Genomic DNA, 15929 nt, shown 5'->3' on the forward strand with positions numbered 1-15929 from the left:
TCCTGCTCTGCCTGCAGGCCCTCACCCTAACCCTCTCCCGCATGCGGGAGAGGGAACCGTTCAGTGCGGTTTCACCAACCTGCGCTTCACCTCAACACCCGCGCGATCGGCCCCTTCTCCCGCTGGCGGGAGAAGGCGGGGAATGAGGGAATCAGCCACTCCTTACCCGCCCGCTAAAACGCCACATCCACCACCACGCTATCGCTGTAATTGCCCGCTGCGGGCGTATTCTGCGTAGTCAGAATCTGCGCCGTATAGGTAAAGTTGCGCGTCACGGTATCCGCGTTGAGCGATGTCGAGGTCGCGCTGCTCCAGCGGTCGCTGCCGCTCGGGCCCCAGCGATTGGTGGTGGTGGTGCCTTTATAAATATCGTACGCCAGCCGGTTGGTGCCGCTCGCCATCTGGCGCGTGGTGCCGCTGTAATAGCTGCCATTACTCAGTCCTACCGTATACGTGCTGCCCTTTGAACACACCACGTTAATTGTCTGCTGCACGGTAGAAAAACTACCGACCAGCGGGGCACTGCCGAAGCTGACGTTCGGCGCCGTAATGGTGGTGCAGTCGTTGGTGATCACCATATTCACGGTGATCGGCATCGCCGTCCCGCTGCTGCTCTGCACCGTGCCGACGCACGCGCCAGCTACGTTCAACCCGGCGCACACGTTATAGCTCACCGTCAGCGTGATGGTGGTGGTGTAACTGCCGGCGGCAATCACCTGGCCAGGCACGGTGCGGAAATAGAGTGGAATGACAAAATTGAGGCTGTTGCCAAGCGCCAGCAGCGCGGAAGAGTTCCAGCGATAGCTGCCGCCCTGGCGCAGTTCGGTGGCACAGGCGCTGTCGATGCACAGCTGAATCGGCACGTTATCGGTGCCGCTGGCCGATGCCTTCATGGTGGCGCGCGTGCCGCTCAGGTAGTTGGCGGTGGTAAACGCATAGGCGACGTAATCGCTGCCCAGCAGGTTGAGCGTGCCGGTGCCGCAGTTAACGTTGGTGTTACTGGAAGTATTGACCGCCGTCGACTGCACGTAAAACGTGGTTTGCGTGCCAAAGCTGGCGCTGGGGGCCGAAAGCGAACAGAGCGCGTAGCTGCTGGCCGGCAGCAGCCACAGCAGCAAGAACAGAAATTTCCTCATGGTGAGATCCCTGACTGTGAGTTGTTGGCGGCATTCACGGCCGTACCGGGCGCGGCAGGCGGCAGCGGGCAGGTGAGTGGACCGTAAGTCTGCAGCGCTTTAGGCTGACCCTCAGCGATAGCCAGCGTGGTCTCGCACTGGCGGCCGTCCGGCGTCACCACGCGCATCGGGTTGCTGGCGCTGAGATCTTCCATCCACACGAGGCCGTCCCAGCCGACATATTCGGTGGCGCGATCGCGGCGCAACACCTGGCTGGAGACTGGCAGCGGCTGGCCGTCGCTGTCGTGCAGGATCACGCTGGCGGCGCGCAGGCGCTCCACCGGGAAATTCAGCAGATAGCCACTTTTGCGCTTCACCGCGAAGCGCTGCTCCACTTTGGGCGCGGTCATGTCAGCCGGCAGATCGAGGGTATCGATATCGTACTTCGCGCCGTAATAGCTGCTGATGGACGGCACCAGCAAATAGCCGGCGTCATCGGTGCGGCCCATCGTCTGGTTTTCGTAGCGCACCGTCACGTCCGGATAGCGGGTTTTCACCACCACAAAGGCATCGTTGATGTTGTTGGCGGCGAACACATGGTTGTCCATCAGCACCAGCGAGCCGGTGAAATCGGCCCACTGCGTGGTGTTGTCATCATCGCCGTAAAAGCCAGCGGAAGTATCGATCTTGTTGTTGCGATAGCGCAGGCTGCCCTGACGATAATCGCCGCTGTCGCCGCCCTGATGCGCCCATGACGCATCGTAAGCAAAACCGCCGTCGCTCGGCATGGCGCGCGACACGTACAGGCGCTGATTACTTTGTCCCTGCTGATCGCGCTCGACGCTGATCGATGCGCTGCTCTGTTCGCCAAACGGAATCACCAGCGAAATCGCGCCGCTCCAGTCGCCCTGTTGCTGGTCGCGGCTGGCGGAGATGTACAGGCTGCTGTTGCCCCACAGGTTTTTACTCCACGATAAATTCCACAGGCGGGTGCGATCGCCGCTGCCGCCGGCAATGTCCAGATACGCCAGACCGAGGCTGCCGTACTGGCTGAGCGACAGGCTGGCGGTGTACTGCGCGCTGCGTCTGGCGAGCGAATAGCTGGTATTGGCGCTGTCGCCGCGGCTGCCGACCAGCGCCAGGTTGCCGAAATCCGCGCTGCGCAGCGTGTGCTGGGTGCCGAGGCTGAACCAGCTGTTGTTGTACTGGTAACCCCAGCTGTACTGGGTGCCGGGCCTGCCGTCCAGCTGGCTCTGCGCCAGCGCGGCGTTGATGACGCCCAGGCTGCCCAGCTTCACCAGCGCGCCGGCACCGCCCATCGCCACGTCGCTGCTGCCTTCGGCGTGCGATTCCAGCGTCAGCCAGTCGCGCAGGCCGTAGCGATAGGAGCCGCTGGCCGCCGCTGCGCCGTAATCAAAGTTTTTGATGCCGTAGTTCTCGCGAATCGCCCCGGCGGAGAAGGCGTAATCGGACAGACCGGTTTTCAGCAGGCTGCTGGAGACGTAGAACGGCAGCGTCGTCGTCACCTGACGGCCGACCGCGTCGGTGGTGGTGATCACCGCATCGCCCGCCCCGTTAACGAATGGCACATTGGTCAGCGACCACGGTCCCGGCTGCACGTTGGCCTGCGCGCTGCGGTAACCATTGATAAACAGATCGACTGACGACGGCACCGCCGCCTGGCCGCTAAAGGCCGGCAGCGGGTAGGTGACCAGATCCGGTCGCACGCTGAAGTCACGCGCGATCTGCACGCCGCCAAGGCGCACGCTGTTGCTCCAGCCCAGCGCATCCGTAATCAAATCCCCGGCGCGCCAGCTGAGCGCGGCATTCTCGTTCTCGTTGCTGTACCAGGTGTCGTAGCGAATGTAACCCTGCTGCTGGCCGCTCGTGTCGCCCGCAAGCTGCTGAATATAGACACCGTTGCTGGAGAACTGGCCGGCCGGGCCGAACAGACGCAGCTCGTTCCAGCTGGAGAGACGCGAACCGGCGTTGTCGGTGCGCGTGGCGTAGAGGTCGTAGTTGAGCAGCGCGCCGTTGCTGGCCTGGCCGGGGTAGCGCGGGCCGTTTTGCGGCTGACCAAGCGTCTGCTCCGGCAGCCAGGCGGGCGGTACCGTCAGCAGCAGGCGCTGACGGCGTTCATCGTATTCCACTTTAACCTCACCCAACTGACCGGGAGCGACCTGTTCGCCAGCCAGCTTCGCCGCCGGAATGCCGGCGCGCTGCAGATCGCCGCTGCGCAGCCAGAACTCACCGTCGCGCCGCTCGACCGGCACAATCTCGCCCCGTTCGCGCTGGTTCACCACCAGTTCCAGCATGTATTGCTGGCCGCTGGCGCTGTGGCTGACGGCAGGCGGCGGTGGCAGCTCAGAGAAAGTCTCTGCGCTGCTCAGCGGGGAAAAACACAGCACGCTGGTCACCGTCAGCGCGCAGGGAGGCGGCGTCAGCTTCATCAGCGCGCGGCAGCGCTGCGCCAGTGAGTTTTATTCACCTCGGCCGCGAGTTCACCGCTCACCGGGCTGTTCAGCGGCCAGCGGTGGCTGCTGTTAGCCAGCACATAGCCAAACAGGCCGTTGCCGAGCGCGCGACCGCCGACGGTGACGTTGCTCAGGCGCGCGTGGCCGTTGCCGCGATTGGTCAGCTCCAGCCAGCGTTTGCCGTCGCGGCTGACCTGACGCCAGCTGAGATCGGCTTTGGCGCTGTCGCGCGTCAGGCCATCGCCATAGACAAACAGCGGCACCGAGTAGCGCATCTGAAAGGTTAGCCCGGCCTGATTCTCGCCCGGCGAGCGCGGCGTCGGGATCTCATCCAGCACCACACGATAGGCTTGCTCCACGCCCGCGGGCGGCGCGCTCTGGCGAATCAGGCGCACCAGCTGCTTCTGCCCCGGTTCCAGCCGCACCATCGGCGGGCTGGCGACCACCTGCTGCTGCGTTTGATACTGTTCCTGGCCGTCAATCTGCTGCCAGTTGAAGATGCGCACCTGCATGATGGTGGTGGCGTTACCGCGATTCTCCAGCCACAGTTCGCTGGCTTTTTCCTGCGGATTGATGGCGGGATCGATCGGCCAGATCATCAGCGAGTTGGCAGCGAAGCTGGCGGGCGACAGGGCCAGAAGAAACCACAGAAGCAGGGCGCGCAGGCTCATCATCTTTCATCCTTTTTATGCTGCCGTCACCAGCTCAGGGTGACGGTTAACGTATCGGTATAGGTCCCGGCGCGCGTCGGGCCGGGCAGGGTTAACAGGCCATAAATCGGCAGCACGATGTTATTGGCGTTGCTGTAACTCAGCGCCACCGGCGAGTTAACCGGAATCGCAGTAGTGTGCGCTGCGTTGGTATACAGGCTGTACGCCACGGTATCGGTATTACTGGTGTGTTTGAGATTGCGGCTGCTGGTGTAATTGCTGCCGCCATTGATACTCATGCTGAGGGCGGTACCCGGCGTGCAGGCGAGGGTGAGGGTGGTGCTTTGCACGTAGCTGGCACTGACGCTGCTGCTCGCCACGCCCGACTGGGTGCCAAAATTCAGCGTGCCAAACACGCCGGTATTGGTACCGGAGATCACGCAGCCTGCCACCACTGACGCAGAGACCTGGAAGGTGGCCGTCGGCAAACTCCAGGCCGGGACGCTCCCTATCAGCAGGGCCAGGCTGCCAGCACGCAGCAGCCAGACCATCCTTCTTACCCCACCGCTGGCGTCAGTAGTTCACCGCCACGTTAATGGTATCGGTGTAGGTACCGGCCGGAATCAGTGGGTTAAAGCCGCCGCCGACTACCCGACCGTAAATGGCATAGTTGGTACCGAGCGTCGGATCGGTGGTGCCGCTGGCGGCAATGTTGGTGTTGTTGGCGATGGCGGTGGTAAACGCGGCGTCGCTGTACAGCGTGTAAGCAATGCCCTGCGTATTGTTGGAGCCGAGAATCAGGTAACGCGGCTGGCCGCTCACCGTACCGTAAATGGTGGCCGGTGCCGGATTACTGCTGGTGACCTGCACGTTGAAGGTCTGGCCGGTGGTGCAGCGGACAAAAATGCCGTTCCCGGATGCGCCCACCAGGGTGGCGTTTAAGGTATCAAAGGTTGCAGCGCTGCTACCGAAGTTCAGGGTACCGAAGTTAACCCCGCTGGTGGCGGACTGACCGTTCACCAGACAGCCGGTGGTGAGCGTCAATGTGGCATTGATGGTTCCCGTTGTGGTGGCAGCAAAAACCGTTGCAGGGGCGAGCGCGGCGCTCAGGCTGGTAGCCAAAAGAAAAAGCTTGAGTTTCATAATCAATCCTTACTGATTATCCAATGTCAGTGCTTTTTCGCCTGGTGATTTATTAATGAAACGAACCCGTAAATAACAAGACGCCGCGATCGGCAAACGAACTTAATGCCCTGTCACCTAAGAAAATTCTTAAAGGCTGAGTTAGTGATTTATATCAGTTTTATTTACTATAGATCACCCTTTTGCCGCTTGTACAACGCACCGGAGAATTTTCGCTAATCAATTTCTCCTTTTCCCCGTTAATGCAGTCATAACAAGGGCTGGCGGCCCGTTAAAAAAACCAAACGGCAAGTGATTCCCCCCTCTACCGCGACTTCAGGTTCAATGCTATGTTCATGCATTAATCAGATATCATTACTTTTCCCGGCCGCGACAGACGATGAGAATAAAAAATAGCCGTGCAATACCTCCAGTTATTTATGGATCTGTTTTTGTGTTGCCGCATCGCTGGTGGTCATTACCTGCCTCTCATTGATGTTTTCACTTTTTCTGTTGTTAATTGACGATACCGCACCTGCGCCGCCGCGGGTTGAGTTGAGGAGCGCACATGTTGCTGGTTACCTGGGATAGCGTTCTGGTTGCCGTTTCGCTGATTGTGGCGTTTATCGCGGCGTTTACGGCGCTGGATACCGCCGGGCGCGTCGCCGTGTCGCGCGGCCTGCTGGCGAAGCTGTGGCTGGTGGCCGGCGGCACGGCGATGGGCATTGGCATCTGGGCGATGCACTTCATTGGCATGCTGGCGATGATGATGCCGATGACCATGCGCTATGACATTCCGCTCACCGCCTTCTCGCTGCTGCTGGCAATTCTCACCAGCATCTTCGCCTTTGCGCAGGGCCTGCAGGGCAGCCATCTGACGCGCCGCCGGCTGCTGCGCGGCACAGTGATCCTCGGTAGCGGCGTGGTTGCCATGCACTATCTCGGCATGCTGGCGCTGCTGATCGAACCCGCCATTCACTGGGATTTGCGCCTGGTGGCACTGTCGGTACTGATTGCCTACGGCGCATCCGGTGCCGCGCTGTGGCTGGCATTCCATCTGCGCCATGGCGAGAGCCTGCTGCTGATGCGCGCCTGCGCGGCGCTGGCGATGGGGGTGGCGATTGCCGGCATGCACTACACCGGCATGGCGGCCGCGCAGTTCAGCGCGCCCGGCAGCATGCAGCATCATGGCATGGGACAGGAGGGGCTGGCGGTGTGGGTGACCATCATCACGCTCACCATTCTTGGTCTGACGCTGCTGATCTCGATGCTGGATGCCCAGCTGCGCGCAGCGCGTCTTGCCGCCCGGCTGCGGCGCGCCAACAGCGAGCTGCGCCAGCTGGCGCTGCACGATAATCTCACCGCACTGCCCAATCGCGTCATGCTGGACCAGCAGCTCAGCACGCAAATCAAACAGGCGACGCTGTATGACCAGCCCTTTGCCCTGATGTTTATGGATCTCGACGGCTTCAAAGCGGTGAACGATACCTGGGGGCATCACGTCGGCGATCGTTTACTGGTCGCCGTGGCGGAACGGCTGCGCACCCAGCTGGATGCGGACATTTTGCTGGCGCGCCTCGGCGGCGATGAGTTTGTCATGCTGTGTCCGCAGTACGCGGCAACCCAGGCTGAAGCGCTGGCGCAGCGGCTGGTGCACAGCATTGATGCACCGTTTGAGCTGGATCGCTACTCGCTGCGCGTCTCGCTCAGCATCGGCATTGTGATCTTCCCGCAGCATGGCCGCAGCCCGCAGGAGATGATGTTCAACGCGGACTCGGCCATGTACCACACCAAGCACAGCGGGCGTAATGGCTGGAGCCTGTTTGAACCGGTGATGAGCGCGGTGGCGCAGCATCAACTGGCGCTGGCCAACGATTTATGGAACGCGCTGGAGTGCCAGGAGATGCGCCTGTTCTATCAGCCGAAATTTCGCGCGGGTGGGACCATTCTGATGGGTTTTGAGGCGTTACTGCGCTGGCAGCATCCGCGCCGCGGCTTGCTGATGCCGGATATGTTTCTGGCGCGCGCCGAGAAAACCGGCCAGATCGTGGCGCTCGGCAACTGGGTGATCAACGAAGCCTGCCGTCAGCTGCGGCAGTGGCAGGACGAGGGCAACCGCGACTGGAGCGTCTCGGTTAACCTCTCCGCACTGCAGTTTCATCAGCGCGATCTGATCGACACGCTGCGCCAGACGCTGCAGCGCTACCAGCTGCCGGAAGGCGCGCTGATGCTGGAAATCACGGAAAACATCGCCATGCGCGATCCGCAGTTCAGCCAGCAGCGCATCGCCGAACTGCAGCGGCTTGGCGTCAAAGTGGCCATCGACAACTTCGGCATTGGCTACGCCAATCTGCTGCACCTCAAGCATCTTGAAGCCAGCGAACTGAAGATTGATCGCGCCTTTATTAACAGCCTGCGTGCCGACAGCGAGGATGCAACCGTGGTAACCGCCATGCTGACGCTGGCGCAAAGCCTTAACCTGCGCATGGTGGCGGAGGGCGTGGAGACCGAAGAGCAGCAGCGCCTGCTGACCGGTCTCGGCTTTGACACGCTGCAGGGGTATCTGCTGGGCAAACCGACGCCGGCGGAGCGCATCGGCGAATTCACCGCGTCAACGCCGATTGCGCCGCACTTTCCTGACAACGTGCTGCCGCTCACCGGCGCCTGACCAGCAATTTTTGTTCTCCTTCACATCGGAAGCTTTCATCGTTCAGTGACTCATATCGGCAGCCGGTCTGCCGATAATTTCAATTATAAAACCAACATTTTCTTTTTCATTTCAACAACACCACAGCTGATTTAACACAGCTTTTTTATATGGGAAATCACTATGTTAGTGACTTCGTACGATGCGTTTACCGTTCTCGTTTCGATACTGGTAGCGATGCTGGCCTCGTTTACCGCGCTGGATATGGCGGGGCGCGTCGCTTCCTCCACCGGCCGGGTGGCGCTGGTCTGGCTGCTGGGCGGCGGTTTCGCCATGGGCGTGGGCATCTGGGCCATGCACTTTATCGGCATGCTGTCGATGAGCCTGGATATGGTGATGAGCTACGATCCGCTGCTCACCGCCGCCTCAATGGTGGTGGCGATTCTTGCCTCCATCTTTGCCCTGTGGCTGGTGTGCTCGTCCGGCGACTTGCCGTGGCGACGGCTGCTGGGCGGCGCGCTGGTGCTGGGATCCGGCGTGGTGGCGATGCACTACACCGGCATGGCGGCGCTGATGTTTGAACCGGGCATCAGCTGGAACTGGGGCTGGATTGCGGTTTCGGTGCTGATTGCGCTGGTGGCTTCCGGTGCCGCGCTGTGGCTGGCGTTCAACCTGCGCGAAGGGCATGACCGCGTCACGCTACTGCGCGTCGGGGCGGCCGTGGTGATGGGCTGCGCCATTGCCGGCATGCACTATACCGGCATGGCGGCGGCGAACTTCCCGATGCACAGTCACGCCACGCATCACGGTGTGAACAGCGACTGGCTGGCGATGCTGGTCACGGTGGTGACGCTGGCGATCCTCGGCATTACGCTGCTGGTTTCGATGCTCGACGCGCGTATGCAGGCGCGTACCTCGATCCTCGCGCGCTCGCTGGCAGAGGCCAACCGCGAGCTGGCGCAGCTGGCGCTGCACGATAATCTGACGCGACTGCCGAACCGCATCCTGCTGGAGGATCGTCTCGAGCAGGCGATCAACAAGGCCAACCGCGAGCGCTCGCAGTTTGCGCTGATGTTTATGGATCTCGACGGTTTCAAAGCGGTCAACGATGCTTTTGGTCACCACGTCGGCGATAACCTGCTGATTGCGGTAACCGAGCGCATGACCGACCAGATGAAAGGGCACTACACGCTGGCGCGGCTGGGCGGTGACGAATTCGTGCTGCTGATTGAGATCGGCGATCCCAATGATGCCGCAGCGGTGGCGGATGCGCTGGTAAAAGCCGTGGATCGCCCGTTTAGCGTGTCACGCTACGAGCTGATGGTGTCGCTGAGTATCGGCATCGCCGTTTATCCCGGTGATGGCAAGGACGAGCGCGAGCTGATGTTTAACGCCGACGCCGCGATGTATCACACCAAGAACAACGGCCGCAACGGCTACAACTTCTTCCAGCCGTCCATGAACACGCTGGCGCAGTCGCAGCTGCAGCTTAATAACGACCTGTGGCAGGCGCTGGATAGCAACGAGCTGCGTCTGTTCTATCAGCCTAAGTACTGCGCGCCGAGCGGGCCGATCATTGGCTTCGAAGCGCTGCTGCGCTGGCAGCACCCGACGCGCGGCCTGCTGACGCCGGACAAGTTTTTGCCGATTGCCGAGAAGACCGGCATGATCATTAATATCGGCAACTGGGTGATCAACGAAGCCTGCCGCCAGCTGCACATCTGGCACCAGCAGGGCCATCCGCACTGGTCGGTGGCGGTGAACCTCTCTGCCTTGCAGTTTGAGCAGTGCAACCTGGTCGACACCGTGACGCAGGCGCTGGAACAGCACCAGATCCCGGCGGAGCTACTGACGCTGGAGGTCACCGAAACCACGGCGATGCGCGATCCGGAAGAGAGCGTGCGCATCCTCACCGAGCTGACCAGCATGGGGGTAAAAGCCTCGATTGATGACTTCGGCACCGGCTACTCAAGCCTGCTGTATCTCAAGCGCTTACCGGCCAGCGAGCTGAAAATCGACCGCGCTTTTGTTAACGAGCTGCAGGCGAAATCGGAAGACGCAACCATCGTCTCCGCCATCGTCGCACTGGCGCAGTCGCTGGATCTCAAAGTGGTGGCCGAAGGCGTGGAAACCCAGGATCAACAGGCGTTCCTCACCGGGCTCGGCTGCGACACCCTGCAGGGCTTCCTGCTGGGCAAACCGCTGCCGCCAGAGCGCATCAGCGAGCTACCGGACTTTGTTAAGGACAAACCCGTGGCGCTGACAGCGGAGTAGGGGCATAGCGGCACATCATTCCCCCTCTCCCACGTGCGCGCTGTGTGTCTTTTCTCCCTCTCCCGCGTGCGGGTGAGGGCCAGACCGCACCCAACCCAACAAAAAGTCGCAGCATCCCCGACACCTTCGCTCAGCTTCCAGTCGTACGGTGCAACATCAGTTCTGAATGTCTCTGAGGACGCGATATCCTCTCCGAATCAATCCATGTAAACTGGCGCGCGACATTTCCGCAGCGGAGGCGCCATGGCCAAATACCAGCAGCTGGTAGATCAGCTACGTACGCAAATCGAAGCACGCATCTGGCCGCCGGGGGAAAAGCTGCCGTCGCTGCGCCAGCAGGCGGAGCAGAGCGGGTTGAGCCTGATGACGGTGATGCACGCTTACGAAGTGCTGGAGAGCCAGGGCTGGATTGTGTCGAAGCCGCAGTCGGGCTATTACGTGGCACCGCGCGCGGCGGAGAGCCGTCCGCGTTTGCCAACCCAGGCGATCGCTAAAACCGATCAGGCCGATACCAACAGCTTCGTGTTCGATGTGCTGCAGGCGACGCGCGATCCGGCCATCATGCCGTTTGGTTCTGCTTTCCCCGATCCGGAACTGTTTCCCCAGCGCCAGCTGATGCGCTCGCTGGTGAAGGTCTCGCACAATCTTAAACCCACCGATGCCCTGAATAATCTGCCGCCCGGTAATGAAGCGCTGCGAAAAATCCTCGCCCAGCGTTATGCGCAGCAGGGCATTACGCTGTCGCCGGATGACATCGTCATTACTAACGGTGCAATGGAAGCGCTGAATCTCAGCCTGCAGGCGGTGACCGAACCGGGCGACTGGGTGGTGATCGAAAACCCTTCATTTTACGGCGCGTTGCAGGCGATTGAACGGCTTAAGCTGAACGCGATTGCTATTGCCAGCGATGTGGAGCAGGGCATCGATCTGGATGAGCTGGAGCAGGCGCTGCAGCGCTGGCCGGTGAAAGCCTGCTGGCTGATGACCAACCGGCAGAATCCGCTCGGCTTCACGCTCAGCGCCGGGCGCAAACAGCAGCTGGTGGCACTGCTGACGCGTTATCAGGTGGCGATGATAGAGGACGACGTCTACAGCGACCTGTATCACGGCCACGATAAGCCGTTGCCGGCCAGAGCGTTCGACCGCGAGGGTTACGTGCTGCACTGCGGCAGCTTTTCGAAAAATCTGGTAGCGGGATTTCGCGTGGGCTGGGTCGCGGCGGGACGCTATGCGCAGCGCGTGCAGCGTATTCAGATGATGAGTACGCTCTCGACCAGCGCGCCGATGCAGCTGGCGCTGGCGGATTTTCTCAGCACCCGCAGCTACGATACGCATCTGAAAAAGCTACGTCAGACGCTGGCGAAGCGCAAACAGCTGGCACAGCAGGCGCTGCGCCGCGTGCTGCCCGCCGAGGCGCACATCAGCGATACGCCCGGTGGCTACTTTTTGTGGATTACCTTACCAGAGCAGATCAACGCTACGCAGCTGTATCATCTGGCGCTGCAACAGGGCATCAGTATTGCGCCGGGCCAGCTGTTTTCCAGCAGCGAGAGTTTCAGCCACTGCTTCCGTTTCAACACCGCCTGGCCATGGGATGCACGCGCCGAGGCGGCGGTAGAGACGCTGGGGGCGTTAATTGGTCAGCTGGCGCAGGGCGTTGCGGTAGAGAAGTGAGTGGTTTTTCCCTCACAACACCCGCAGCATTCTCACTTCGCAATCCACGTGGCCGGTACAGCCCATCGCGTCCGCAATCTGTTCAAAGCCCAGCGACTGATAGAGCTTAATGGCGCGCGTCAGGCTGCCGGTGGTCTCAAGGTAGCAGCGCCGGAACCCGCGCTGGCGGGCAAAATCCATTGCGCGCAGCGCCAGTTCGCGCGCTAAACCCAGCCCGCGCACCGACGGCAGGAAATACATCTTCTGCAACTCACAGATATCCGGTGCGCTGCAGGCGAGCGGTGCCACGCCGCCGCCGCCGACCACCTGACCTTCATGCTCCACGATCCAGTAGGCGCTGTCCGCCGCACTGTACAGCTCAAACAGCCGATCGAGCTGCGGGTCGGACACGGTATAACCTTTATCCGCCGTCAGGCCGAACTCGGCGGAGACATCGCGGATCACCTGCGCAATCCGCGGATTATCGGCGGCGATAATCGGGCGCACCTGCAGGTTAAGTGGCGTGGCGGTGGTCATCATAATTTTCCGATAGAAAAAAGCCGGGCAGTGCCCGGCTTCGATTAAGCGTCAGGACTGAAGCGCTTACAATGCCGCAATCACGCCCTGCTGTTCAATCAGTTTTGCTTTTGATTGCTCCAGCTCGGCTACGCGCTCGCGCTCTTTCGCCACCACCGCTTCCGGTGCGCGCGATACAAAGCCTTCGTTAGCCAGTTTGGTCTGAATCTTTTCGATCTCGACATCCAGCTTCACCAGCTCTTTCGCCAGACGCTCCAGCTCGGCTTCCTTGTTGACCAGATCTGCCATCGGGATCAGCAGCTCTGCGCCATCAACAATCTTGGTCACCGAGACCGGACCTTTCTCGCCGGCTGGCAGAATGGTCAGGCTTTCCAGACGCGCCAGGCGCGACAGGAAGTTGCGGTTCTCTTCAACACGACGCTGCGCCGCCGGCGAGCAGTCGCGCAGCAGCACGTCGAGCGGCTTGCTCGGCGCGATGTTCATTTCGGCACGGATATTACGCACCGCCACAATCGCCTGCTTCATCCACTCGATATCGGCCTTCGCTTCCGCATCTTCCTTCGCCGCGTCATACTGCGGGAACGGCTGCAGCATGATGGTATCGTGGTCGATGTTCTTCAGCACTTTCACGCGCTGCCAGATGGTCTCGGTAATGAACGGGATGATCGGATGCGCCAGGCGCAGTAACGCTTCCAGCACCGTCACCAGCGTGTTGCGCGTGCCGCGCAGCTCCGCTTCGCTGCCGCTGTTCATCACCGGCTTGGTCAGCTCCAGGTACCAGTCACAGAACTGGTTCCAGGTGAAGTCGTACAGAATGTTGGCAGCGATATCAAAGCGATAGCTATCCAGCGCTTCACGGTACGCTTTCACGGTGCTGTTGAATTCCGTCAGAATCCAGCGATCCGCCAGCGACAGCTTCAGCTCGCCGCCGTTCTGGCCGCAATCCTGATCTTCGGTGTTCATCAGTACGAAGCGGCTGGCGTTCCACAGCTTGTTACAGAAGTTGCGGTAGCCTTCCAGGCGCTTCATATCCCAGTTGATGTCACGACCGGTGGACGCCAGCGCGGCGAGGGTGAAGCGCAGCGCATCGGTGCCGGAAGGCACGATACCGTCCGGGAACTGCTTCTCGGTGCGTTTGCGAATCTTCTCAGCCAGCTGCGGCTGCATCATGTTGCCGGTGCGTTTCTCCAGCAGATCTTCCAGCGAAATGCCGTCCACCATATCCAGCGGATCGATGACGTTGCCTTTCGACTTGGACATCTTCTGGCCTTCTTCATCGCGGATCAAACCGGTCATGTAGACGGTTTTAAACGGGACCTGCGGCTTGCCGTTTTCATCTTTGATGAAGTGCATGGTCAGCATGATCATGCGCGCAATCCAGAAGAAGATGATGTCGAAGCCGCTCACCAGCACGCTGGTAGGATGGAAGGTGCGCAGCGCTTCGGTATTCTCCGGCCAGCCCAGCGTAGAGAACGTCCACAGGCCGGAAGAGAACCAGGTATCAAGCACGTCGTCATCCTGGCGCAGCGTCACGTCGGTGGCCAGATTGTTTTCCTGACGCACTTCTTCTTCGCTGCGGCCAACATAGACGTTACCGTTGTTGTCGTACCAGGCCGGAATGCGGTGGCCCCACCACAGCTGACGTGAGATGCACCAGTCCTGGATGTCGCGCATCCACGAGAAGTACATGTTTTCATATTGCTTCGGCACAAACTGGATATCGCCGTTTTCTACCGCTTCCACCGCGACTTTCGCCAGCGGTGCCGTGCGTACGTACCACTGATCGGTCAGCATCGGCTCGATCACCACGCCGCCGCGGTCGCCGTACGGCACCGTCAGATCGTGTGGTTTGATTTCGTCGAGCAGGCCGAGCTCGTCAACGGCCGCGACAATCGCTTTACGCGCGGCGAAACGCTCCATCTTCTGGAACTGCGGCGGAATTTCATCGGAACAGGCATCGCTGACTTCACCGTTGGTGTCGAACACTTCCGCACGCTCGCGGATGTCGCCATCAAAGGTCAGGATGTTGATCATCGGCAGCTTGTGACGACGGCCCACTTCGTAGTCGTTGAAGTCGTGCGCCGGGGTGATCTTCACGCAGCCGGTGCCTTTCTCCATATCGGCGTGTTCGTCGCCGACGATCGGAATACGACGGTTCACCAGCGGCAGGATCACTTCTTTGCCGATCAGATCTTTATAACGCGGATCTTCCGGGTTGACCGCCACGCCGGTATCGCCCAGCAGGGTTTCCGGACGGGTAGTGGCCACCACCAGGTAATCTTTGCCTTCGGCAGTTTTCACGCCGTCCGCCAGCGGATAGCGAATGTGCCACATTGAGCCTTTGCTCTCGCGGTTTTCCACTTCGAGATCAGAGATCGCCGTGCGCAGTTTCGGATCCCAGTTCACCAGGCGCTTGCCACGGTAGATCAGGTTTTCTTTGTACAGACGGACGAAGACTTCTTTCACCGCGTTGGACAGGCCTTCATCCATGGTGAAGCGCTCGCGCTCCCAGTCAACCGAGTTGCCAAGGCGACGCATCTGGCGGGTGATGGTGCCGCCGGATTCAGCCTTCCACTGCCAGATTTTTTCGATAAAGGCGTCACGACCGTAATCCTGACGCGTTTTGCCCTCTTCAGCGGCGATCTTGCGCTCAACCACCATCTGCGTGGCGATACCGGCGTGGTCCGTACCTGCCTGCCACAGGGTGTTTTTACCCTGCATGCGCTGGTAGCGGATCATGGTATCCATGATGGTTTGCTGGAAGGCGTGACCCATATGCAAGCTACCGGTGACGTTCGGCGGCGGGATCATGATGCAAAAGCTTTCCTGGCTGGTATCGCCATTCGGTTTGAAGTAGCCCTGCTGTTCCCAGTGCTCGTAGAGCGGCTGCTCGATATCTTGCGGGTTATATGTCTTTTCCATATCTGCTATGTCGTTTGCGGCGGGGGTGGCGTCGCCGTATTCAATTGGAAACCAACGCTGCGATACGCTTTATAGCGGTCGCGCGCCAGTTGTTTCAGGGATTCTTCATAAGGTACGAAGTCTATCACTTCATGGAAACCGGTAGCAAAATCTGCGAACTGCGGCAGCAGGCTGATCAGCAGATCGCGCGGCGCACTGCCGCGTCGCTGCGGCCAGGCCAGCTCAACCGGCGCGCCATAGCGCGGGCCTTCGCCGGCCAGGTTGTGCGGCACAAAGGCGTTGGCCGGACGCTGCCACAGTGCTTCATCCAGCCGATTGGCCTGCTGTTCATCTTCGCAGGCAATCAGGATGCGCTTACCGTCTCGCCAGCGGCTGGCGGCCAAATCGCACACCAGCGCTTCGATGGCGCTTAAGCCGTCGCTGGCGCTTTCAGACTCCATGACGAAGAAGGTGGCGTTTTTCATGGCAGGTTATTTCCATCAATGACAGTGGGGCGCATTGTGCGACAGTAAGATTGCGGCGTCCAATAATAAGG

Annotated in this window: 11 protein-coding genes; 3 read left to right on the forward strand and 8 right to left on the reverse strand. The window is 60.5% G+C overall.

The window, feature by feature from the left end:
* Positions 1-173 precede the first annotated feature (173 nt).
* The 5 genes from C1N84_RS02715 to C1N84_RS02735 are packed head-to-tail and all read right to left on the reverse strand — an operon-like array spanning position 174 to position 5382.
* Positions 174-1136 carry a Csu type fimbrial protein gene (locus tag C1N84_RS02715; RefSeq protein WP_141496425.1) on the reverse strand — a complete coding sequence of 321 codons (963 nt, stop codon included), beginning with the start codon at positions 1134-1136 and terminating at the stop codon, positions 174-176.
* Complete coding sequence (locus C1N84_RS02720) at positions 1133-3565, reverse strand: fimbria/pilus outer membrane usher protein (protein ID WP_264441964.1); 2433 nt, start codon at positions 3563-3565, stop codon at positions 1133-1135. The genes C1N84_RS02715 and C1N84_RS02720 overlap by 4 nt, the downstream gene beginning before the upstream one ends.
* Positions 3565-4263 carry a fimbrial biogenesis chaperone gene (locus C1N84_RS02725; protein ID WP_370445701.1) on the reverse strand — a complete coding sequence of 233 codons (699 nt, stop codon included), beginning with the start codon at positions 4261-4263 and terminating at the stop codon, positions 3565-3567. The genes C1N84_RS02720 and C1N84_RS02725 overlap by 1 nt, the downstream gene beginning before the upstream one ends.
* Positions 4264-4286: 23 nt before the next feature.
* Positions 4287-4790, reverse strand: a complete 504-nt coding sequence (locus tag C1N84_RS02730) for a Csu type fimbrial protein (protein ID WP_021509579.1) — start codon at positions 4788-4790, stop codon at positions 4287-4289.
* 22 nt (positions 4791-4812) lie between these two features.
* Positions 4813-5382 carry a spore coat protein U domain-containing protein gene (locus tag C1N84_RS02735; protein WP_021509578.1) on the reverse strand — a complete coding sequence of 190 codons (570 nt, stop codon included), beginning with the start codon at positions 5380-5382 and terminating at the stop codon, positions 4813-4815.
* A 547-nt stretch (positions 5383-5929) separates the two neighbouring features.
* Between C1N84_RS02735 and C1N84_RS02740 the strand changes: the two genes are divergently transcribed.
* The 3 genes from C1N84_RS02740 (at position 5930) to C1N84_RS02750 (ending at position 11956) form a co-directional block, all read left to right on the forward strand.
* Positions 5930-8029, forward strand: coding sequence for a putative bifunctional diguanylate cyclase/phosphodiesterase (locus tag C1N84_RS02740; protein WP_264441965.1), 2100 nt, complete (start codon positions 5930-5932; stop codon positions 8027-8029).
* Between the two features lie 162 nt (positions 8030-8191).
* Positions 8192-10282, forward strand: coding sequence for a putative bifunctional diguanylate cyclase/phosphodiesterase (locus C1N84_RS02745; protein WP_264441966.1), 2091 nt, complete (start codon positions 8192-8194; stop codon positions 10280-10282).
* A gap of 243 nt (positions 10283-10525) precedes the next feature.
* Positions 10526-11956, forward strand: a complete 1431-nt coding sequence (locus C1N84_RS02750; RefSeq protein ID WP_021506715.1) for an aminotransferase-like domain-containing protein — start codon at positions 10526-10528, stop codon at positions 11954-11956.
* A gap of 12 nt (positions 11957-11968) precedes the next feature.
* Here the strand turns inward: C1N84_RS02750 and C1N84_RS02755 are convergent, their stop codons facing one another.
* From C1N84_RS02755 to C1N84_RS02765, 3 genes are all read right to left on the reverse strand, one after another.
* Positions 11969-12475, reverse strand: coding sequence for a GNAT family N-acetyltransferase (locus C1N84_RS02755; RefSeq protein ID WP_370445700.1), 507 nt, complete (start codon positions 12473-12475; stop codon positions 11969-11971).
* A 63-nt stretch (positions 12476-12538) separates the two neighbouring features.
* Positions 12539-15394, reverse strand: coding sequence for a valine--tRNA ligase (locus C1N84_RS02760; protein WP_058776584.1), 2856 nt, complete (start codon positions 15392-15394; stop codon positions 12539-12541).
* Positions 15395-15399: 5 nt separating this feature from the next.
* A complete protein-coding gene (locus C1N84_RS02765; protein ID WP_021506718.1) occupies positions 15400-15858 on the reverse strand; it encodes a DNA polymerase III subunit chi in 459 nt (152 codons plus the stop codon).
* Positions 15859-15929: the final 71 nt, after the last annotated feature.

It is taken from the genome of Pantoea sp. SGAir0418 (genome assembly GCF_043529865.1).

Bases quoted from the DNA above. Each gene is read 5' to 3' on its own strand.
- C1N84_RS02755 (WP_370445700.1), bottom strand. From the start codon at position 12,475: ATGATGACCACCGCCACGCCACTTAACCTGCAGGTGCGCCCGATTATC.
- C1N84_RS02730 (WP_021509579.1), bottom strand. From the start codon at position 4,790: ATGGTCTGGCTGCTGCGTGCTGGCAGCCTGGCCCTGCTGATAGGGAGC.
- C1N84_RS02750 (WP_021506715.1), top strand. From the start codon at position 10,526: ATGGCCAAATACCAGCAGCTGGTAGATCAGCTACGTACGCAAATCGAA.
- C1N84_RS02720 (WP_264441964.1), bottom strand. From the start codon at position 3,565: ATGAAGCTGACGCCGCCTCCCTGCGCGCTGACGGTGACCAGCGTGCTG.
- C1N84_RS02740 (WP_264441965.1), top strand. From the start codon at position 5,930: ATGTTGCTGGTTACCTGGGATAGCGTTCTGGTTGCCGTTTCGCTGATT.
- C1N84_RS02715 (WP_141496425.1), bottom strand. From the start codon at position 1,136: ATGAGGAAATTTCTGTTCTTGCTGCTGTGGCTGCTGCCGGCCAGCAGC.
- C1N84_RS02760 (WP_058776584.1), bottom strand. From the start codon at position 15,394: ATGGAAAAGACATATAACCCGCAAGATATCGAGCAGCCGCTCTACGAG.
- C1N84_RS02745 (WP_264441966.1), top strand. From the start codon at position 8,192: ATGTTAGTGACTTCGTACGATGCGTTTACCGTTCTCGTTTCGATACTG.
- C1N84_RS02735 (WP_021509578.1), bottom strand. From the start codon at position 5,382: ATGAAACTCAAGCTTTTTCTTTTGGCTACCAGCCTGAGCGCCGCGCTC.
- C1N84_RS02725 (WP_370445701.1), bottom strand. From the start codon at position 4,263: ATGATGAGCCTGCGCGCCCTGCTTCTGTGGTTTCTTCTGGCCCTGTCG.
- C1N84_RS02765 (WP_021506718.1), bottom strand. From the start codon at position 15,858: ATGAAAAACGCCACCTTCTTCGTCATGGAGTCTGAAAGCGCCAGCGAC.